Origin of the sequence: Pseudoflavonifractor sp. MSJ-30, from assembly GCF_018918045.1 — a bacterium.
Lineage (GTDB): Bacteria > Bacillota > Clostridia > Oscillospirales > Oscillospiraceae > Faecousia.
Genome location: NZ_JAHLPU010000041.1, coordinates 1 through 21,640 on the forward strand (window position 1 = coordinate 1; position 21,640 = coordinate 21,640).

The 21,640-nt window shown below is 55.9% G+C and carries 15 protein-coding genes; 10 read left to right on the forward strand and 5 right to left on the reverse strand.

Annotated elements, in window-relative coordinates:
• Window positions 1–248: 248 nt before the first annotated feature.
• The 3 genes from KQI10_RS06095 to potA are packed head-to-tail and all read right to left on the reverse strand — an operon-like array spanning window position 249 to window position 2,993.
• Window positions 249–1,064, reverse strand: a complete 816-nt coding sequence (locus tag KQI10_RS06095) for an ABC transporter permease (protein ID WP_216566522.1) — start codon at window positions 1,062–1,064, stop codon at window positions 249–251.
• A complete protein-coding gene (locus KQI10_RS06100) occupies window positions 1,061–1,885 on the reverse strand; it encodes an ABC transporter permease (protein ID WP_216566523.1) in 825 nt (274 codons plus the stop codon). The genes KQI10_RS06095 and KQI10_RS06100 overlap by 4 nt, the downstream gene beginning before the upstream one ends.
• Window positions 1,872–2,993, reverse strand: a complete 1,122-nt coding sequence (potA, locus tag KQI10_RS06105; RefSeq protein ID WP_216566524.1) for a spermidine/putrescine ABC transporter ATP-binding protein — start codon at window positions 2,991–2,993, stop codon at window positions 1,872–1,874. The genes KQI10_RS06100 and potA overlap by 14 nt, the downstream gene beginning before the upstream one ends.
• A 366-nt stretch (window positions 2,994–3,359) precedes the next feature.
• Between potA and KQI10_RS06110 the strand changes: the two genes are divergently transcribed.
• Window positions 3,360–4,031 carry a M23 family metallopeptidase gene (locus KQI10_RS06110; protein WP_216566525.1) on the forward strand — a complete coding sequence of 224 codons (672 nt, stop codon included), beginning with the start codon at window positions 3,360–3,362 and terminating at the stop codon, window positions 4,029–4,031.
• Window positions 4,032–4,114: 83 nt separating this feature from the next.
• On the opposite strand, the gene KQI10_RS06115 is transcribed toward KQI10_RS06110, so the two are convergent.
• Entirely contained in the window at window positions 4,115–5,164 is a 1,050-nt protein-coding gene (locus KQI10_RS06115) for a GntR family transcriptional regulator (protein WP_216566526.1), read from the reverse strand.
• A 315-nt stretch (window positions 5,165–5,479) separates the two neighbouring features.
• On the opposite strand from KQI10_RS06115, the gene KQI10_RS06120 reads away from it, so the two are divergent.
• From KQI10_RS06120 to KQI10_RS06150, 7 genes are all read left to right on the forward strand, one after another.
• Complete coding sequence (locus tag KQI10_RS06120; RefSeq protein WP_216566527.1) at window positions 5,480–5,761, forward strand: PepSY domain-containing protein; 282 nt, start codon at window positions 5,480–5,482, stop codon at window positions 5,759–5,761.
• Window positions 5,762–5,777: 16 nt separating this feature from the next.
• Window positions 5,778–7,916 carry a hypothetical protein gene (locus KQI10_RS06125; protein ID WP_216566528.1) on the forward strand — a complete coding sequence of 713 codons (2,139 nt, stop codon included), beginning with the start codon at window positions 5,778–5,780 and terminating at the stop codon, window positions 7,914–7,916.
• A 181-nt stretch (window positions 7,917–8,097) separates the two neighbouring features.
• Window positions 8,098–10,224, forward strand: coding sequence for an alpha/beta hydrolase (locus KQI10_RS06130; protein ID WP_216566529.1), 2,127 nt, complete (start codon window positions 8,098–8,100; stop codon window positions 10,222–10,224).
• A gap of 263 nt (window positions 10,225–10,487) precedes the next feature.
• Window positions 10,488–12,323: a S9 family peptidase gene (locus KQI10_RS06135; RefSeq protein WP_216566530.1), complete on the forward strand. Its 1,836-nt coding sequence runs from the start codon at window positions 10,488–10,490 to the stop codon at window positions 12,321–12,323.
• A gap of 73 nt (window positions 12,324–12,396) precedes the next feature.
• Entirely contained in the window at window positions 12,397–13,863 is a 1,467-nt protein-coding gene (araA, locus tag KQI10_RS06140) for an L-arabinose isomerase (protein WP_216566531.1), read from the forward strand.
• Window positions 13,864–13,876: 13 nt separating this feature from the next.
• Window positions 13,877–15,451, forward strand: coding sequence for a xylulokinase (locus KQI10_RS06145; protein ID WP_216566532.1), 1,575 nt, complete (start codon window positions 13,877–13,879; stop codon window positions 15,449–15,451).
• A 14-nt stretch (window positions 15,452–15,465) separates the two neighbouring features.
• Window positions 15,466–16,155 (forward strand): L-ribulose-5-phosphate 4-epimerase, encoded by a 690-nt coding sequence (locus KQI10_RS06150; RefSeq protein ID WP_305849647.1) that lies wholly within the window; start codon window positions 15,466–15,468, stop codon window positions 16,153–16,155.
• Between the two features lie 52 nt (window positions 16,156–16,207).
• Here KQI10_RS06150 and KQI10_RS06155 read toward each other — a convergent pair whose 3' ends face one another.
• Window positions 16,208–19,081, reverse strand: a complete 2,874-nt coding sequence (locus tag KQI10_RS06155) for an insulinase family protein (RefSeq protein ID WP_216566533.1) — start codon at window positions 19,079–19,081, stop codon at window positions 16,208–16,210.
• Window positions 19,082–19,249: 168 nt separating this feature from the next.
• Between KQI10_RS06155 and KQI10_RS06160 the strand changes: the two genes are divergently transcribed.
• Both KQI10_RS06160 and feoB read left to right on the forward strand, forming a co-directional pair.
• Window positions 19,250–19,492 (forward strand): FeoA family protein, encoded by a 243-nt coding sequence (locus KQI10_RS06160; RefSeq protein WP_253285179.1) that lies wholly within the window; start codon window positions 19,250–19,252, stop codon window positions 19,490–19,492.
• Entirely contained in the window at window positions 19,483–21,540 is a 2,058-nt protein-coding gene (gene feoB / locus KQI10_RS06165) for a ferrous iron transport protein B (protein WP_216566535.1), read from the forward strand. Before KQI10_RS06160 ends, feoB begins: the two co-directional genes overlap by 10 nt.
• Window positions 21,541–21,640 lie beyond the last annotated feature (100 nt).

The window sequence follows — 21,640 nt, forward strand, 5'->3', positions numbered from 1 at the left end:
TCCTGTTTTTTCAAGATGCATATGGCTTTAGATTTTACATACAGGGGCGGCTGTCAACTCTTGATTCGCATTGACAATGAACAATTGACAATTATTGTGTCCCTTACGGGACAATTTGAAAATCTTTATTTCCGAAGGAAATTCCTTAATTGTCAACTGTCAATTGTCAATTGTCAATTAAGTCCTGCGGACTCCGGATATGCTCGCTTTTCGGTCCCGAATAAACCGTATTTCCGGGCAGCAGCCCTTTAATGCCCCTTCCGGTCGGCGATTTTTTTGCGGTCGGCTACCACCTGCATCAGATTCATGGCGGTCATCAGCAGGAAGATCAGCAGAAACAGCAGGGTAAACATGGCGTAGATCTTGGGCTGGATGGGCTTTTTCGTGTAGGAATAGATTTCCACAGGCAGTGTGACAAAATCCAGACCGGTGACGAAATAGCTGATGACGAAGTCATCCAGGCTCATGGTAAAGGCCATGATGGCGCCGGAGACCACGCCGGGCATGATCTCGTGGAGCGTTACCCGGTAAAAAGCCTGCCAGGGGGTGCAGCCCAGGTCCATGGCGGCGTCAGTCAAAGACGCGTCCATCTGTTTGAGCTTGGGCATGACGTTCAGAATGACGTAGGGCAGGTTAAAGGTGATGTGGGCAATGAGCAGCGTCCAGAAGGTCAGGCTGTTTCGCTGGCCCAGCATCTTCGTGCCTACAAAGACGAACAGCAAGCTCAGGGACACGCCGGTGACGATATCCGGGTTGGTCATGGGGATATCCGTCAGAGTCATGGCCACCTTGCGCATTTTGGGATTCAGGTTGTGAATGCCCACGGCGGAGATCGTGCCGAAAATCGTGGCGATCAGGCTGGCGAGGATAGATACCAGCAGAGAGTTGCCCAGCAGCTTCAGCAGACTGCGGTCCTGAAAGAGCCGCTCGTACTGCCGCAGGGTAAAGCCCTGGAATTCCGTAATGTCCTTGCCGGTGTTGAAGGAGGCCACGATCAGCACGGCCATGGGGATATACAGGAAGATGAAGATCAGGACGGTCATGATCCTGTTGGCTCGTTTCATACCACCACGCCTCCTTCCGCCTCGTCACCGCCGAAGCGGTTCATAATGCCGGTGCATACGAACACCAGCACCATCAGCACCAGGCTCAGGGCCGCACCCAGGTTGGGGTTGTTGCCCTGCTTAAACTGCCGCTCGATTACGTCGCCGATCAGCACGGTGTCGGTGCCGCCCAGCTTCTGAGAAATATAGAAGGTGGACACGGCGGGTACGAAGACCATGGTCATGCCGGAGAGAATGCCGGGCATACTCAGGGGCAGAACCACCTTGCCGAAGGTCTGGGCGGGGGTACAGCCCAGATCCTCCGCCGCCTCAATAAGCCGTTTGTCGATTTTCAGAATCGTGGCGTACAGGGGCAGAATCATATAGGGCAGGTAGTTATACACCATGCCGAGGACCACTGCCGCGGGAGTGCGGATCAGGGTCAGCCGGGGCAGGCCCAGCCCGGTAAGCAGGGTGTTGATGATGCCGGTGTCCTGCAGCAGGCCCACCCAGGCCAGGGTGCGGAGCAGAAAACTCATGCACATGGGCAGCATGACCAGCATATAGAGAAATTTCTGCGCCACGGGGCTCCGATGGGCGATATAGTAGGCCACGGGATAGCCCAGCAGCAGGCAGATCATGGCGGACACCAGAGAGTAGGCGATGGATTTCCACAGCACCGGCAGGTACATGCCCAGACTCTTCAGATTGCCCAGAGAAAAGGCTCCGGTGGCGGGATCCGTCAGGGCGTAGTAGGCTACCACGCCCAGGGGAATCAGAGTGAACGCCACCATCCAGACGAGGTATGGGGTGCTCAGCAGCAGGGACTTAGTCTTCTTCATTCCCGGCATCCTCCGTCAGCTCGTCGTACTCCGCGGAGTAGGAGCTGTAGTCGCCAAACATGCCGGAGTATTCACTCTTGTGCATGATGTGAATGTCCTCCGGGTTCAACCGAATGCCGATGGTGGAGCCGACGGCGTGGTAATCCGTGGTCTGGATCAGCCACTTGAAGCCCTTGAACTCCACGATGATGTCATAGTTCAGGCCCTTGAAGGTGATACCGGTGACGGTTCCCACCAGATGGCCCTCGGAAGCCTGCACAATATCGATATCCTCGGGGCGGATGACCACGTCCACGGGCTCGTTCTTCTCAAAGCCCTTGTCCACGCAGACGAAGGTGCGTCCGAAGAACCGCACCCGGAAATCCTCCAGCATAACGCCGTCGAGAATGTTGCTCTCACCGATAAAATCGGCCACAAAGGCGTTTTTCGGCTCGTTGTAAATATCCTCGGGCTTGCCGATCTGCTGGATGCGGCCCTTGTCCATGACGACGATGGTATCGGACATGGAGAGGGCTTCCTCCTGATCGTGGGTAACGTAAATGAAGGTAATGCCCATGGCCTGCTGGATGCGCTTCAGCTCGTTCTGCATATCCTTGCGCAGCCGCAGGTCCAAAGCACCCAGAGGCTCGTCCAGAAGCAGTACCTTGGGGCGGTTCACCAGGGCGCGGGCGATGGCCACACGCTGCTGCTGACCGCCGGACAGGGCGTCGATTCGCCGGTTTTCATAACCCTTGAGACTGACGATTTCCAGCATTTCCCGCACCCGCTGGTCTATTTCCGCTTTGGGAACCTTATTGATTTTAAGACCGAACGCCACATTGTCGTAGACGTCCAAATGCGGGAACAACGCATATCGCTGAAATACCGTATTGATCTGCCGCTTGTAAGGCGGTACATCATTGATCGTTTTTCCGTCAAATGTCACCGTGCCGGATGTGGGCGTTAAAAAGCCGCCGATGATCCGCAGGGTGGTGGTCTTGCCGCAGCCGGAGGGGCCCAGCAAGGTCAAAAATTCATGATCGTTGATGTAAAGATTGATGCCGTCGAGAATGCGCTCCCCGTCGAACTCCATGGTAAGATCCCGGAGCCTGATGAGTTCCTTGGACATTATCCTCCCCCGTTTCATTGTTTTTTCGGTACCGAAAAAACAATGCCATTCCCCCTGCTGATCCTGTTCCCGGTGCGGCAACCTTGAAAGTCAGAGAAAATACCCGGAACCCTTCGGAAATGCTCGAAGATCCGGGAAAATCTCCCACACCAGCCTGGGCGCTGGTTCGGAATGACATGTGATTTTTGCGGTCCACTGATGTTCAGTATTTGTCGAAAAAGACAACTATAACTATATCGCATTTTCCCCCATTGTCAATAAAATTTTCATAATTAATTGTATACAAAAGATTTTCCCTGTTTTGCCCTTTTCTTTGGGTTAAATGCGAACAAAGCTGGCTATACTCAGCCTCGGAGGTGCTGAAAAATGCGCGATAACAAAACCTTCGGAATCGGAGGAAAGGGCTACTACATAGCCCTGGTCCTGTGTGCGGCAGCTATCGGGATCGCGGGCTATGTGTACCAGAACAACCAGAAAAAAGTGGAGCAGGTCTCCCTCATTGAGCAGGAGACCGTGGAAATGCAGGCGCGGGAAACCGTTCCGGCAGCGGCGACGGAGCCTGCGACGACCGGAACGCCCAGAGAGACGGCCCCGGAAACCACCGCTCCCCAGGCAAAGCAGGAGCCCCTGAAGACCGGCCTTCCGGTGCGGGGAGAGACCGCGGCGGTCTACTCCATGGATGCCCTGCGCTACAATGAGACCACCCGGGACTGGCGGGTCCACAACGGCGTGGACTACGGCGCGGAGGCAGGCGCCCCGGTGCTGGCCGCCGCGGAGGGTACCGTGACGGAGGTGAAGGAGGACGACCTTCTGGGCGTCACGGTGGTCCTGCGCCACGCCGGCGGCTATGAGACCACCTACGCAGGCCTCGCCAAAATGCCGGAGCTGGCCGTGGGCCAGAAGGTGACCCTGGGCCAAAAGATCGGCGAAGTCGGGACAACCGCCCTGGCAGAAACCGCCCTGGGCCCCCATATCCACTTCTCCGTCACCTATCAGGATATGCCTATGGACCCGGAGGATTTCCTGAGTCTGGGATAAACAGAATGAATCTCCGCGGAAGCAGAACCAAGATGCTTTCCGCGGAGATGTTTTATGTGGCGGGCTTTGCGGTGTGTTTGAGGTCATTCCGGTTCGCCCCAGGTAAAAACAAGGGACTTTTCCGGTTTCCCGGCAATCAGATTGAATAGTTTCCTTGCTGCCTCTTCACCCATTTTTTCCTTGGGGTGGGAATAGGAGCTGACAATGATACTGTCGCTTACAAGCTGCAGACACTGGTCAAAACTGGACACCATTGTGACCGGATAGGCTTTTGCGGACTCCAGAAAACGTATCACTGGGGCGGCAATCTGATCGTTGTAGCAGACGACGCCGGTACAGTCTTTGTCGATATCCGCAAGAAAAGTCTCGATTTTTTGCAGGAGAAGAGCCTTGGTTTCTGTGGAGAACCAGATAACGTTATTGTCCCGTACCTCCCCACCCAGTTGAACCAGCGCGTCCATGTATCCGGAATACCGCAGAAGGCCCTGCATATCGTCGCTCTTGAAGATGCCGCAGATATGCCGGTGTCCGGCACGGATCATTTCCGCGGCGGCCTGATAACCACCAGCATAGTCATCTGTTACAATGTGGATCACATTATCTCCTGTGACATCAGGATAAAAGCTGTTGATGAAAACAATGGGAATACCCCGCCCTGCCAGACGGTGATAAAACTCCCGGTTCGGGTTTGGCAGGGCAGTTTTTGTCCCTTCCACGATGATTCCATCGACAGGGTTTTCCAGCAGACCGGAGAGAATCAGACGCTCAGAGGCAACACTGTTGTTGGTTGAGTTGATAAGGAGCCGATATCCCTGCCCGGTTGTAACGCCTTCGATTCCACGGAGAATGGACGGGAAAATATATTCGCTTATATATGTACAGATGACGGCAATTTGACCGGTTTTGGGCTGCGTCCGGATTCTTTGATTTACATAGGTGCCGCTGCCCTGTCGGCGGACAATAATCTCCTGCAATTCCAACTGGGCCAGGGCTTTCCGGACTGTTTGGCGGCTTGCCTGGAACTGCTGACAAAGCTCTGCTTCTGTAGGTAATTTTCCATCCGGATATTTCATCCCATCAATTTCCGCCAGTACCTGTTTGACAATTGCGTTTTGCTTTGCAGGCTGTTTCATTATGCTCGTCTCCTGTTTCTTGTTTTGATAATATCATACTATAGGAATATAGAAAAATCAATGGGAATTGTATACGTAAAGCAGACAAATTTTCTTTGCACATTGAACAAATAACAAACAATTTATATATATAAATCAACAAATTGTATAGGCTACTATTGACTTTTCCAAGAATACCTGTATATTGAAAAGTGTTAAAGGCAAGCGGAAGATCAGGTGAGAATACAAATATTTTGAAATTGTATTCTTATCTGCACGCGTGTGCGAGAAACAAATTGCGCAAGAGAGATTCATTCAGAAGGGAGGGAGTTCTGAATGGGGAGGAGAGTATTCTGCCTGATTCTGGTTTTGACGATATTGCTTTCCTTAGCGGCGTGCGGAAAGATCAGTAAGGACAAAGCCGCGGATATTGCTTTGGAGAAACTGGGACTGAGCAGAATAACGACAACACGGATCGACACTGAACGCACGGCTGTCGCGGGAAAAGACGCATACAAAGTTACGATTTACCAGCCGTATGAGAACCAGATCGTAATTGTGGATGCACAGACTGGCGAGGTGCTGTCCGAAAGCGTCGAGGACGCAAACAGAGGGTAAAAAGGAGTGAGTTTTTATGAAGAAATTGACGCTTTCGACTTCGGAAGGTCGCTGGAGACTGCTGGCCTTGTTTGCCGCACTGATTATTCTATTCAGTGCCTGCGGCAATGCTGTCATCACGGGCGGTTACAAATTCAACTGCAAGACAGTAACCCTGGACGTGCAGGGCGCCAGCCTTTCCATCGAGCAGTATGAGCCAAGGAATATCAGCAGTGATTCCAGCATTCCCTGCGTTATCCTGTTTCACGGCGGCTCTGAGAGCCTCTCCGCTACAAGCATGGTGGCATGGGAATTTGCGCGCAGAGGTTTTGTTGTGCTGAATGTCAGCATGTACAGCTGCGGCCTTTCCGAGCAGCCTGCCGTGACTGATGATGGAACCAGAGAGGAAAACTACTTCCGGGGCGGCGCCCAGGGAATGTACGATGCTCTGAAATACGCCAGAAATATATCCTATGTGGATCCGTCCAGGATTGGTCTTTGGGCCCATTCCGCGGGTGTGCTTGGCTGCGGAACTTCCATCTCTCTGGATGAGAGCTACCTGACCCTGAATGACTGCATGCTGAATATCCTGCATGATACTTTCGGCGTTGAAATTACGGAAGAGCAGCTGACGCAGAATGCGGATGAAATTGCGCAAACTGTCCTGTCTGAGGAGCAGCTGGCGGTATATCAATATATGAAGGTGGAGCAGCAGGAGATTTGTGATACATACGTCCATAGCGCACGGGTGTCTCCCTCTTCCGGCTGTGGGAAGACAGTGACTGTGGCGGGGCATGAAGTTGTCAGAGATCCCCAGCTGAACCTTGTGATCGGTGTTGGTGTCCATGAAGACGGCGGTTATCTCACTGTAGGTGAGACTGATAAATACAAAGCCAATTTCCATACCGGCACCGAGGCTGTGCAGAGAAACGGCTGGTATGCCATGCCGGATTACACCATGGATCCGGAGGCTGCATCCACCTACCTGGGACAGGTTTTTGAGACAAACATCACAAACTCACCGGAACTGGCGGAAGCGGTTAAGAATGGGACTGCCCGGCTTATGTACAGCCCCAATACCTTCCATAACGGTATCCTTTGGGATGACGCAGGCGTCAGCGAAACGGTCGAGTTCTTTACGCAGACGATGGGCTACAACAACGGCGACATCGGTGACCCGGACGCAAAGCCAATTGATACCCGAAGCTGCGGGGCAAGCTACTGGAACCTGGCGTTTACGACGCTGTCCTTCCTGTCTGCCATTGGCCTGCTGGCAGCGCTTATGGCGATCCTGCTGCAGACGAAGTTCTTTGCCTCCTGCGCGCTCCCCGTTTATGAGGCGAGAATCACGACAAAAGACACCAGCTTCTATCTCGCGGCGCTGTTCTCCTTCATTTCCGCGTTCTTCGGCGTGTATATGAGTTCTGACGCGGATTTGTCGTTTAAGCTCTCCAATGCCACGGCAACCAAGTGGCTGCCGTGGGAGCCCGGCCAGGTGCGTACATTCGTCATGATCATCTGCACTGCTGCGGCGGGATTGATCCTGTTCCTGCTTTTGAAGCTGGTTACCAGAGGAAAGAAGGGCGGAAGCGTCGCCGGAGTCAAGGATGTGCATCTGGCCTACGGCTGGAAGAATGTTGGCAAGACAGTCCTGATCGGTGTGATTCTGTTCACTGTATTCTATGTCTTCGCCGCGTTCATTAAAGGGGCATTCAGCGCGCGTTTTATGTCCGCTGACAACTCTTTTGAAATGATGCATGCCTATGGCTTCATGAGAATGGTGAAGTATACGCTGATCCTGCTCCCCTTCTGCCTGATCATCAGCGTACTCAACAATCTGTGGTCGCTGAAAAATGTCAGCGATTCTGTGGATACGCTGATCAATGTCATTGTGACGTCCTTCGGCGCGGAACTGGTTGTGGTGATTGCTTTGATCCTGACCTTCTCAACGCCCGGTCATGGCGCGGTCTTCAATGTGCATACCCTGCTTTCCGTGATTGTTCTGGCGCCTGTTATGAATTATATTTATCGGAAGTTCTATAAGCTGACCGGCAGTGTCTGGGCCGGCGCCCTGGTTGTGGCAATCATTCTCGGCTGGCGTCTGTCCTCCTATATTTCCCACCAGTTCATCTACTGGGGCCCTGATCCGATTAAGGCATTCTGGGGCATTTACTGATTTCACTTTTTGCTTTTCCAATGTTTTTTTGAAGGGCTCGATCATATTCAGCAAGCTGCACAGTCTTTGTGAACCAGCCCGGACACAACCTGTGTCGTTAATAAAACGCATTGGGAGCATTTCTGACGCAACCAAACCATAAGAGAGCCAACCGCTGTGTTGAACCAAAGGAGGAATACTTATGAAAGAAAAACTTAATCTGCAAACCTTTGAGGGAAGCCGCAGTATTTTTCGGATTTCCGTCATCGCTGTTATCCTTTTCAGCTTCCTGGCTTATATGCTTGCCAGCGGATGGGGCAGCGTTAAAATCAGCGAACTGAACATCGATTCCCGGGGTTCTGTCATGCAGGCCACCATGTACACCCCCAGAAACACCAATTCCGAGTCCAATCTTCCCTGTGTCATTTTTACCCACGGGCTGAGTTGCAACCACAGCACCGTAAATCCCTTTGCGGAAGAACTGGCCAAGCGTGGCTTTGCCGTGCTCAGTGTTTCCACCTACGGCTCCGGTGAATCCGAAACCTCCGATCTGAGCGACCCATCCTATGGCATGTATGATGCATTGCAATACGTGCGAACCCTGAACTATGTGGATCAGACCCGTATTGGTATGATCGGGCATTCCCAGGGTTCCAAGAACACCTCCGCAGCGGTGGATATGGATTCCAGCCTGCTAACTTTGAATGATCTGAAAGTCAACATCCTTTACGACACCTTTGGCCAAACCTTTACCGAAGAGGAAATCCAGCAGGATGCCGATGCTCTGGCTGAAAACCGTCTGACCGCCAATGAGCTGAATGCCTATAAAGTGCTCGCCGAGCAGGCTGAAACCTACTTCAACACTCGGCTGAAGGCCGCCGTGATTCTGGGCGGCAACTGGGGCAGTGAAGCCCAGGATGTCAGCGTTGCCGGTTACACCGTAGTCCGGGAGCCTAACACCAACATGTGCTACATGATCTCAACCTTTAACGAGGGCCGTGCCGGTACCGGTCAGCAGAACCTGTCCAAAGAAGAGATGATGGCCAAGTTCCAGAGCACCACGACCCTGCAGCCCGCCCAGTGGTACGCCCTGGATCAGGCTTCCAATGCTGCCGCCCCCGCCAGCACCGTTTTGGGAAACCTGTTTGATATCTCCTATACCGGCAGCGCCGCTTTGCGGGATGCCATTGACAGCCGTACCACCCGTATGATTGTCAATCAAATTGGCGGTCATGCCAAAGATTATTTTAGCACCGACTCTGCTCACTATATTCTCAAATACTTCGAGCAAACCCTGCAATATAACTGTGGCAATATCACCGACCCCGCCACTGTTCCCATGTCCGAAAACAGACTGACCTTCTTGTACCGGGAAGCCTGTGACCTCCTGGCCATGTTCGCCATGTTCGTCAGCATCATTGCCCTGGCCGGTATGCTGCTGCAGACCAAGAAGTTCAGTGACCTGCGCATGGAATGCACCGAGCCTCTATCCACCAAGAAAAGTGTACCTTTCTGGATCGCTGCCATGCTGCTGGTACTGGCCACCATGTTTGCCGAGTACTATGTAGCCACCAAGGGACCCATGCTGGGCTTCAAGAGTGAGGGCCTGAAGCACTTCCTGTCCCTGGATTTTACCGCCAACATCCATCTGTGGTTCATGTGGATCCTGTCCATTGCCTCCTTTGTGGTTCTGGTGATCTTCGGAATTATGACCAAGAAGAGTACCGGAAGAAACATTGTCAAGGAGCTGAACCTGACCATGTCCGTCAAGAAGGTTCTGCGGACCTTCCTGCTATCCTGCGTGCTGATTGTTTACGCATACCTGTTACTGGCTGCCATGAAATACTTCTTCCACCAGGACTTCCGGTTCTGGGATAACGGTATGAAGGATATGCTGCCCCAGTACTGGACCCTGTGTCTGCGCTATATGATCTTCATCCTGCCCAGTTTCCTGGTCAGCGCTATGATGGTCAACGGCGGTCGGATGAAGGACATGAATGATGGTCTCAACACCCTGCTGCAGATGGTTATTGCCGGCGTCGGTGTTTACATTCTGGTAGCTTACAGCTACGGCACCGTATATGCCCAGTACGCCTCCACCGGCGTCGGCAGGGCCCCGGCTATTGCTTTTATCTCCACTTGGCCCATGCTTATCAACCTGCCGGTATTCGCCTTTATCAACCGCAAGCTCTACAAGGTTTCCGGCAATGTGTGGCTGCCCGCATTCGTCAACACTTGGCTGGTGGCTTGGTCCATGGTTTCCTGCCAGAGTCAGACCGGCTACTATCTGCTGACCAATTTTGCCACCAAGTGGCTGGGGATATTCTGATACCGTTTTCCAATGAAATATAACTCACCTTGATTAGGAAGCTCTGATTCAATCGGCAAGAGCTGGGAACGAACGATTTTTCTTTAGCAGAAGGGTTCAAAAGTGGTGGAATGCGTATGTATTTCCCACTTTTGAACCCGCACGGATAGCAAAGAAAATCCGCTGTCCAGCCGCAGAGGATTTATTCAGAGGTTCCCTAAAATACAGCATGCGAAGATTATACACAAACTAAAAAGTAGCACTTGGAAAGGATACAATGTCTTATGTCAAGAAAAACGAAAACCACTGCGGTTATCTCACTGATCCTGGTGTTTGCGTTCATGTTTGTTGCCGCGGGCTTTAATAACGATTGGGGCCGTGTCCATATTTCGGATGTCTATTATCCCAATTCCGAGGGCGGGATGATCCATGCACAACTGTTCGTTCCTGAAAATGCGTCCTCTGCAAATCCTCTCCCGGCTATCCTGAATATGCATGGCGGAAGCGACTATCTGCAAACGGTAAGCAACTACAGTCTGGAATTGGCGCGCCGCGGCTATGTGGTACTGTCCGTGGATGCCTACGGCAGCGGTGCGTCTGACTATATTGACGGGAAAGCGGCCGTAAACGCCGGCGTTGGACAGGAAAGTAACTCAGCACTGAAAATGGACGGCGGTGCATCCCTTGGCATAGAGCAGCTGCTGTCATATAAGTTCGTTGACAAGGAAAACATCGGCCTTACGGGACATTCCATGGGCGGAACCTACATTGCAAATGCGGCTCTGGAATATGCGGACTGTGTGAAGGCTATCATGCCATGGGGTTCCGGGTCCTTTGTGGACAAGATGAAATCAACGGATTCTTCCGAATTCCGGTTCAACGTGGGCTATATTAACGCGCAGTGTGATGAAATGGTGTATTTTGCCACAGGTGAGGAAACCAGCAAGTTGTTGGACGACGCCTCTCTGAAGAACTTTTTCGGAACCGACGCGCGAATTGTGCCGGAGCAGGTGTACGGCGGCTTTGACGCAGGTACGGCCAGAGTGATTTATACTCCCAAGGCGACTCACATCGGCAATATCATCTGCAAAGGGTCCGTGGGCGCTATGGCAAGCTTTTTTGAAATGGCCATGCCCACAGATTCCGGAATTTCTGCTGATAATCAGGTGTGGATGTACAAGGAGGCGTTCAGTGTTCTGGCGATTGCGGCACTTGTCGCTTTTATGATCAGCTTCGCATTTGTACTGCTGGACAGCCCGACATTTGCGCCTCTGAAGCATTCCGGCGGGAAGGCAATTGCTGGTGGAAGCAGTGTTCCGCGCTTGATTGGTACGTTGATCTGTATTGCTGTACCCGCGCTGACCCTGCATAAGGTGGGTCTGTGGCTGGCAACAAAGAAGGCTACGAAGCTCCTTCCGATGAACTGGGCAAACAATCTGATGTGGCTGGCGGTTATCAATGCGTTGATCATGCTGGTTGTGTTCCTGGTATGGCATTTTGTTTGGGGCAAAAAGGAAGGCAGCTGCCTTGCGGCCTATGGCTTTGCCGAAGATGACGGAAAGATTCACGCTTCCGGGATCCTCAAGGCGATTCTGTTTGCCGTGACGGTGATTGCCACTATCTACTTTATCGTAAACCTCTGCTACGGCCTGTTTAAGATTGACTTCCGTTTCTGGCAGTTTGGTATTATGCCCATTACGCTGAAACGGTTTGCGTACTTCGTTCCCTATGGATTCTTCTTCCTGGTGGCATTTGGAATTATGAACACCGTGAGCACAGCCTTTGCTTCTATTGGAGAAAAAGGAAATGCTGCCAAGCAGTACCTGCTGGGCTGGCTGATTGGTGCAGGCGGCTATACGGTGATCATGCTGATCTATTACATCGGCCTTCGCACGACGTTCCGGCCTCCGTTCTTCTTTGCCTATGCGCCCTTCTCCAATGGGCACCCCAATTCTCTGGTATACAGCATGAAGACAACGGTTCTGGTTCCTACATTCACGATTGTGTCCCTTGTCAATACGGCGCTGTACAGAAAGACAAAGAATGTCTATGTCGGCTGGTTCGTGGCGGCATTTATGGCGACGATGATCCTGATTTGCACGAATGCTTTTGCGGTCTGATCAAGTAACCAACTAAGGAGCAAAGAGACTGGGAGGTTTCTTTGCTCTGTCAAATGCAAAGGAGAAGGCAAAAATGAAAAACTACGAATTCTGGTTTATCGTCGGCAGCCAGACCCTTTATGGGCCGGAAGTGCTGGAAACGGTGGACGCCCGGGCAAGGGAGATGGCGGCTTATCTGACGGAAAGACTGCCATATCCTCTGGTATACAAGGGAACCGCCAAATCCGCTGAAGAGATTTCCGCGGTTGTGCGGGAGGCCAATTATCAGGAAAAATGCTGCGGCCTGGTTACCTGGTGCCACACTTTTTCACCCAGCAAGATGTGGCTCAGCGGTCTGGAGGTTTTGCGGAAGCCCTACTGCCATTTTGTGACGCAGTATAACCGGGATATCCCCAATGACGAGATCGATATGGATTTCATGAACCTGAACCAGGCGGCGCATGGAGACCGGGAGCATGGTTTCGCGGGGGCAAGGCTGCGCCTGCCGCGGAAAATCATCGCGGGCTATTGGCAAAACCCTGCCGCGGCGGAGCGGTTGGGCCGCTGGATGCGAACGGCGATTGGCGTTGCCGTGTCCAGGAACATGAAGGTCATGCGTTTTGGAGACAATATGCGGGATGTTGCCGTGACCGAGGGCGATAAAATCGAGGCCCAGCTGAAATTCGGCTGGCAGGTCAATACCTGGGCGGTAGGTGATCTGGCGGCGGAAATGGCCACGGTTACGGAAGAAGAGGTCAATGCCCAAATGGCGGCATATCTGGGAAAATACGATCTTGCCACGGAAAACAGGGAGGCCGTTGCCTATCAGGCCCGGGAGGAAATCGCCATCAAGCGGATGCTGGACCGTGAGGGCTGCCGGGCCTTCGCGGATACCTTCCAGGATCTGTACGGCCTGGAGCAGCTGCCTGGTCTGGCGGCTCAGGATCTGATGGCGCAGGGCTACGGTTTCGGCGGCGAGGGCGATTGGAAAGTGGCGGCGCTGCTGGCGGTCATGAAAGCCATGGGCAAAGACGAAAACGGCGCTTCCGCTTTTATGGAGGACTACACCTATCATCTGGAGCCGGGCAGAGAGTATTCGCTGGGCGCGCATATGCTGGAGGTCTGCCCCAGCGTGGCCCAGGGAAGGCCCCGGATCGAAACACATCCTCTGGGCATTGGCATGAACCGAAAGGATCCTGCCCGGCTGGTATTCAACGGCAAGGCGGGGAAAGGCATTGTGGCGAGTCTGATCGATATGGGTGGCCGGTTCCGGCTGATCGTTCAGGATATTGAGGCGGTGGAGCCGATTATGGACATGCCGAATCTGCCCGTGGCCCGGGTCATGTGGCGGGCCATGCCGGATCTGCTTACGGGTGTGGAATGCTGGATCACCGCAGGCGGTGCCCACCATACGGTTCTGAGCTATGACGTGACTGCCGAGCAGATGCGGGATTGGGCCGCGATTATGGGTATCGAGTATGTCCATATCGACAAGGACACCACCCAGGAGAAGCTGGAACAGCAGCTGATGCTGCAGGACATCGCCTGGAAGCTGCGCTGAAAAGGGGGAACATATGGAGCTGAAGGATACGGTCCTCGGTATTGAATTGGGTTCGACCAGAATCAAGGCAGTGCTGGTGGACAGAAATTTCCGGCCGCTGGCTTCCGGCAGCTTTGCCTGGGAAAACCAGCTGGTCGATGGGGTCTGGACCTATGCCATGGACCAGGTCTATCAGGGACTCCGGGCCTGTTACGCGGACTTGAAGCGGCAGGTTCAGCAGCGCTTCGGCCAGACCATCCGGCAGGTGGGGGCCATTGGCGTTTCCGGTATGATGCACGGCTATTTGCCCTTTGACGCACAGGGAAACCAGCTGGCGCAGTTCCGGACCTGGCGAAATACCATGACGGAACAGGCTGCGGAAGAGCTGACTGCCCTGTTTGGCTTCAATATTCCCCAGCGCTGGAGTATTGCCCACCTGTATCAGGCCATGCTGAACGGGGAACCCCATGTAAAGGAGATTTCGTTTCTTACGACGCTGGCGGGTTTCCTGCACTGGAAGCTGACGGGAGAGAAGCGCATGGGCGTGGGCGAGGCCTCCGGCATGTTCCCCATTGGACGGGGCAGCTGCGCCTACGACAAAGAGATGGTCCATAAATTTGATTCGCTGGCGGCGGAAATGGGCTATTCCTGGACATTGGAGGAAATACTTCCCCAACCGGTTCCTGCGGGAACCCCGGCGGGAGTTTTGACTCCGGAGGGGGCCGCGCTGCTGGATCCTTCCGGAGATTTGCAGCCGGGAATCCCGTTGGCGCCCTGTGAGGGAGACGCGGGAACCGGTATGACGGCTACCAATGCTGTCCGGCTGGGAACCGGCAACGTATCCGCCGGAACTTCAGATTTCGCAATGCTGGTTACGGACCGTGAAATGGCGGTACACCGGGAAATTGACATGGTGACAACGCCCGCGGGGATTCCCGTCGCCATGGTACACTGCAACAACTGCACTTCGGACATCAACGCATGGGTTTCTCTGTTTGAGGAATTTGCGGAGGCGATCGGTGCGCCTCAGGAGCCGGGAAAGCTGTATACCCTGCTGTTCCGAAAGGCACTGGAGGGCAGTCCGGATGGCGGCGGGCTGGTCAGCTGCAATTTCTATTCCGGAGAGCCTGTTTTGGGCCTGAATCAGGGACGCCCGCTGATGGTCCGCAGTCCGGACAGCCAATTGAACTTGGGAAACTTTATGCGGACGCACCTCCTGTCTGCCCTTGCCACTCTGAAAATCGGGCTGGATATTCTGACGCGGCAGGAAAAAGTGGAGCTGACCAAACTCTATGCCCACGGCGGATTCTTCAAGACGCCGGAGGTGGGACAGCGGATCCTGTCCGCGGCCACCGGGACGCCTGTGGCCGTTATGGAAACGGCGGGAGAGGGAGGCCCCTATGGCATGGCGCTGCTGTGCGGGTATCTGCTGTGGCACCGGGCTGGGGAGACACTGGAGGATTTTCTGGAAAACAAGGTGTTTTCGGAAGCGGAAGCCCATACGGTTATGGCGGAGCAGCGGGAAATTGAGGGCTTTGCGGAATTTCTGGTGCGCTATCGTCAGGCACTGGAAATCGAAAGAACGGCTGTAGCTGTTTTGCCGGACTGAAAGGGGAAGCGAATATGCTGGAAGAACTGAAAGAGCAGGTCCTGCAAGCGAATCTCTGCCTGCCGAAGCTGGATCTTGTGACGTTTACCTGGGGCAACGTCTCAGGAATAGACCGGGAGCGCGGGCTGATTGTCATCAAGCCATCCGGCGTACCCTATGAGACCATGACCCTTGCGGATATGGTTGTGGTGGACATGGCGGGCAATACTGTAGAGGGGAAATGGAGACCATCCAGTGATACGCCGACCCATCTGGTGCTTTATGCCGCGTTTCCGGACTGCGGAGGCATTGTGCATACGCACAGCCGTTGGGCAACGGCCTTTGCGCAGGCAGGCGTGGAGGTCGTGCCCTACGGAACGACGCAGGCGGATGATTTTTATGGGGCGGTGCCGTGCACCCGGGCGATGACTCCGGAGGAGATTGCCGGGGACTATGAGCGGGAGACGGGAAACGTCATTGCTGAGACTTTTGCGGGCAGAGATCCCGCCGAGATCCCGGCTGTGCTGGTTCGCAGCCATGGCCCTTTTGCATGGGGCAGAGATCCGGCAGAGGCGGTTCACAACGCGGCGGTGCTGGAACAGACGGCGTTCATGAATTATCACAGCTTGCGGCTAAACCCGTCTTTGCAGCAGATCCAACAGCCATTGCTGGACAAGCACTATCTGCGTAAGCATGGGAAAAACGCTTATTACGGGCAAAAATAAGACAAAACGGCATCTTTCAGAACAGAAAGATGCCGTTTTGATTTGCATTCGTTTACTTCAGAAACGCCACTGCGTCCTTGCTGCCTACGGCGCAGAACTTGGCCCTGGCCTGGAAGGCGCGGAGGGGTTCCAACAGACCGCACAGGTCTTCTCTGGTGGTGCGCAGCAGCTCCCGGCGGGTGCGCAGGATATCCTCGTGGGTCACGCCCCGGAGATAGCGGCTGCAGGCGGCGGAGAAGGCGGCGGAGGGGCCCAGCAGGGGATCCGTGGTGTTGACGGTGCCGATGATGGTGCTCTCCAGATCCTGGTCCTCCTTCAGCCAGTCCTCCAGGAAATCCGCCATGGCGGCGAAAGCGGCCCGGGTGGAGGCCAGGTTGGGATCCCGGTAGGAGTAGCAGCAGACATTGCCATCGGAGCCCGCCCGCATGCCGGTGCCATAGGCGCCGCCCCGGACCCGGACGGCGTTCCACAGGTAGCCGTAGGTCATCAGGGAGGCCAGCACGGAGACGCTGCCGGTGTAGCTGTTGCCCAGAGCATAGAGGTTGGCGCCCAGAGCGCTGTAGCTTACATCGGCGGCAATCTCAATGGCGGCGGGGGCAGTGTCAAAGGCGGGCAGCCGGGCAGGGGCGCCAATGGGGCTTTCCGGCAGCGCGGCGGAAAGGGTGTCCAGAAGGGCGGTATCCAGCTTGCCGGTATAGGCGGCGAAGAGACGGTTTCCGGCAAAGCAGCGCTTTGCCAGAGCGGAGATCTTTTCGCACATTGCCGGAGCGTTCTCCCGGAAACTCCGGGCCAGATCGGACAGCCATGTCACATAGCTCTCGCCCCGCAGGCACTCCTGCAGCGCGGCCTCCCGGGAGAAGGGAGCCATGGCCTTGAGCATGGCAAACATATGGCCGTTGCTGACCATGGCCTGCCTGTAATAGTAGCTGTTCTGATCGATGATCTCGGCAATGCGGTCCGACTCATCATAAAGCGTCCGGGTCAGGATCTCTGCCAGCAGGGGCAGAGCCTTGGATGCGTTTTCCTCCAGCATGGCGGCGGAGACCTTCAGATAGGGGGCGCACTTCTCCAACTGCTTCGGCGGGGCCATCTGGTCGATGCCGGCGGAAAGATGGCCCAAATTGGCCTTGATTCTGGTCTGCAGGGCCTGGGCGGAGGTATTGCCGGTGTGCAGCTTGCTGAAGCAGCCGGAGAGCACATTCAGCAGCCGAAGCTCCTCCAGGTCAAAATCGGAAACGTCAAAGAAGAGGTTTACATAAGTGATGCCGTTGGACTCGGTCTCCACCCGCAGCAGCTTCTCTTTTTCCGGCTTCACGGAGATCGGAGCCACATCCTCGGAGACGTCCCTGAGGGCCAGCGTGGGCAAAGTGGCCAGAGCCTCGGGGGAATCCGGGGTTTCCTGCCACTGGTGCATGACCTGGAAGTCGGCGTAGGCCTTTTCCCGGGCCGCATGGTCCCAGCGGGCGATATCCGCCTCCAGCCGGGCCTTCTCCGCCTGCTGGTCCTCCTGCGCCTTGGTTTCGGAGGGCAGCAGACAGACCTTGCAGAGAGTCCGGGTGTCGCCCAGCATTTCCCTCAGCAGGTCCGCAAAGTAACCGGTGTCCGCTTTCTGCCGCAGGGCATCGTAGATCCCGGCGGTCTCGATATAGGTCAGGGGGTCGTCGCCATAGAGCCAGCCGTCCAGGGCGGTCAGGCCCAGAATCAGACCGTAGGGCTCCTCAATCTCCCGGCTGGTAAAGGCCATCCGTTCCAGCTCGGCCAGAAGGGCTTCCCTGTCCAGCCCCCCGGAAAGAATGTCCTGAACGGACGAGCGCAGGCAGTCCTCCACCTGAGCGAATTTCTCCTGCTCGGTGTTGCGGATGGTCAGGGTGATATAGGGCTGGAAAATGCCGTCGTTTACCTGCAGGGAAATGTCCTGGCACAGCGCCTGTTCCAGGAAGGTCCGCTTCAGAGGGGCTTCGTTGGAGCCGGTCAGATATTTTGCCAGCACATTGGCGGCCAGCACCTTTTCCGGCTCGTCATGGGCGCACAGCAGCTTGGAGAAGACCATGTGGGCCTTGGCCTCCTCGCCGGGCTTGACGGAATAGGAAACGGTCTTTTCTCCGACCACCTGCTTTTGAACCGTGAAATCAAAGTCCGGGGCACGGTAGTCGTACTTGCTCAGGTATTCCCCGTCTATGTAGCGCAGAATTTCGTCAATGTCCATTTTGCCGTCCAGGAAGATCCGGGCATTGGAGGGGTGGTAATACCGCTTGTGGTTGGCGATGAACTGCTCGTAGGACAGCTTGGGGATGCTCTCCGGGTGGCCTCCGCTGACGAAGCCGTAGCTGCTGTCCGGGAACAGCAGACGCATGGACTCCGTCTCCATCAGCTCGCTGACATCGGAGAAAGCACCCTTCATCTCGCTGTATACAACGCCGTTGTAATAGGGCTCGGCGTCCTCGCTGTCGAACTCATAGTGCCAGCCCTCCTGCATGAAGATCTGGGGCTTTTCGTAGATGGCGGGGCAGAACACCGCGTCCAGATAGACCTCCATCAGGTTGTGGAAATCTTTGTCGTTGCGGCTGCATACGGGATAGACCGTCTTGTCCGGGTAGGTCATGGCGTTCAGGAAGGTCTGCATGGAGCTCTGCAGCAGATTCACGAAGGGCTCCCGGACGGGGAAACGCCTGGAGCCGTTGAGCACGCTGTGCTCCAGAATGTGGAATACGCCGGTGTCGTCCTCCGGCAGGGTCTTGAAGGCGATGGCGAAGGTCTTGTTCTCGTCTGCCCGGGCGAAGTACAAAAGCTCTGCCTTTGTCTTTTCGTGCCGCATGGTGTAGAGGTCGGCGTGCTTGGAGGGAACGTATTCCTTCTTCACCAGCCGAAATCCGGAGCACAGGTCGCCCTCGTTTGCGGCGCTCAGCCGCAGCAATTCTTTCTGCATGGGGTCCTCCTTTTTCTCTGTACAGTATGTCTTATAAATAAAAACATCTGTCCGTATTATAGCATATCTCTGAGGAAGAAACAACGTTTCTTTTCCGCACCGACAACAGCGGACAGGAATAGAATGGCGGGAAGAACGCTCTTTGAAATCAGAATGAGGTGTTGCCATATGCTGCGATTGAGTGAAATCGCCCCGGGCGGCGTTTGCCGGGTGGCGGGGCTGGAGACCCGGGGGGCCATGCGGCGCAGGCTGCTGGAGCTGGGGCTGGTGGAGGGGACAAAAGTGGAATGCCTGGGCAGAAGCCCTCTGGGGGATCCTTCCGCCTACGAAATTCGGGGCACCGTCATTGCCCTGCGCCGCCGGGACAGCGCGGGGGTGTTGGTCCGGGCGGAGGAAATGCCATGGGATTGACCGGAAGCTCCCCAGGCTTTGGGGCCATGGAACGGAAAACACACGCCTTTTCCGGGGTGACCGCCCTGGCCGGGAATCCCAATGTGGGGAAGAGCACCCTGTTCAACGCCCTGACGGGCATGCGGCAGCACACGGGCAACTGGCCCGGGAAGACTGTGGCCGTGGCCCAGGGCAGCTGCGGCGGCAGAATTCTGGCGGACCTGCCGGGTACATATTCTCTGCTGTCCCATTCCCCGGAGGAACAGGCGGCGCGGCATTTCCTCTGTGCCGAGGGGCCGGAAAAGGTGGTGGTGGTCTGCGACGCCACCACGCTGGAACGGAATCTGGTGCTGGCGCTGCAGATTCTGGAGATCACGCCCCGGGTGGTGGTCTGCGTGAATCTGATGGACGAAGCCCGGCGTAAGGGGATAGAACTGGATCTGCCCCTGCTCTCCCAAAGGCTGGGCGTGCCTGTGGTTGGGGTGACGGCCCGGAAGAAGAGAACCCTGTCCCGGCTTTTGGCGGCTGTGGATGCCCCGCCGCCGGAGACAACGCCCATCGCAGTGCCCTATCCGCCGGATATGGAAGAAGCTGTGGGAAAAATTCGGGAAACACTGCCGGAAGGGCCGCTGCCCCGGCGCTTTCTGGCGCTGAAGCTGCTGGAGGGGGATAAAGACCTGCTGGAAGAGCTTGCCAAATGGCTTCCGGAAGGGGCCGCGGAGAATGCGAAGAGAATCCGGACAGCTGCCGGGCTGGATGGGGACGCCGTAACGGACGCCATGGCCTCCGCCCCGGTGCGTCTGGCGGAGCAGGTCATGCGGGGCGTGGTGACCCGGGAGAAGCCGGGAGATGCCCGCCGTGACCGCCGGATCGACCGCCTGCTGACATCCCGGGCACTGGGGTACCCGGCCCTGCTCCTGCTGCTGGCCGGTATTTTCTGGCTGACCCTGGCGGGGACGAATTCCGTGTCCGCCGGACTGCAGGCACTTCTGGATCGGGGCGAGGCGCTGCTTCTGCGCGGCTTTGCCGCTTTCCATGCCCCGGATTGGCTTACCGGACTGTTGGTTCTTGGGGCCTATCGGACCACGGCATGGGTCTGCGCCGTCATGCTGCCGCCTATGGCCATCTTCTTCCCACTGTTTACCATTCTGGAGGATGTGGGGTATCTGCCCCGGATCGCCTATCTGCTGGACCGGCCCTTCTGCTGCTGCCGGGGCTGCGGCAAGCAGGCCCTGACCATGTGCATGGGCCTGGGCTGCAACGCCGCGGGGGTGGTGGGCTGCCGGATCATCGATTCCCCACGGGAACGTCTGCTGGCGATCCTGACCAACAGTCTGGTGCCCTGCAACGGCCGGTTCCCCCTGATTATTACGCTGCTGACCCTGTTTTTCGGCGGCGGAGGGAACCTCTGGCGGCAGGCGGGGCTGCTGACGCTGGTGGTTGTGTTCTCTGTGGCCATGACGCTGGGCAGCACCTGGGTCCTGAGCCGCACGGTGCTGCGGGGAGAGCCATCGGCCTTCGCCATGGAGCTGCCGCCCTATCGGAGACCCCAGGTGGGGAAGGTGATCCTGCGCTCCATACTGGACAGGACGGTTTTCGTCCTTGGCCGGGCGCTGGCCGTAGCCTGCCCGGCGGGGATGCTCCTGTGGGTGCTGGCCAATGTTCCTATGGGCGGCGGAACGCTGCTGTCCGGCTGCGCGGCTTTTCTGGAGCCTCTGGGCAGGGCCATGGGGCTGGACGGTTATGTCCTGCTGGCATTCCTGCTGGGCTTTCCCGCCAACGAGATCGTTCTGCCCATTGCCCTGATGGGCTACACGGCCGGGAGCAGCCTGACAGGTATGGACAGCGGCAGTCTGGGCGCAATTCTTGTGTCCAACGGCTGGACCTGGCAGCGGGCAGGCAGCATGCTCCTGTTCACCCTGCTCCACTGGCCCTGCTCCACCACCCTGCTGACCATCCGCAAGGAGACCGGCAGCCGCAAATGGACGGCGCTGGCAGCGGCGCTGCCAACAGCTCTTGGAATCCTGCTTTGCTGCGTGTTTACGGCGCTGTGCGGGAAGGTTGTGTGAAGAAATGACGGCCCTGACCGCCCATCAGCTGGGTGCCTCCGGCGGGGAGCTTCTTGTCCCGCCAAGAAGCTCCGCAAGAATGCGGCCTAAGGGAGGCGCT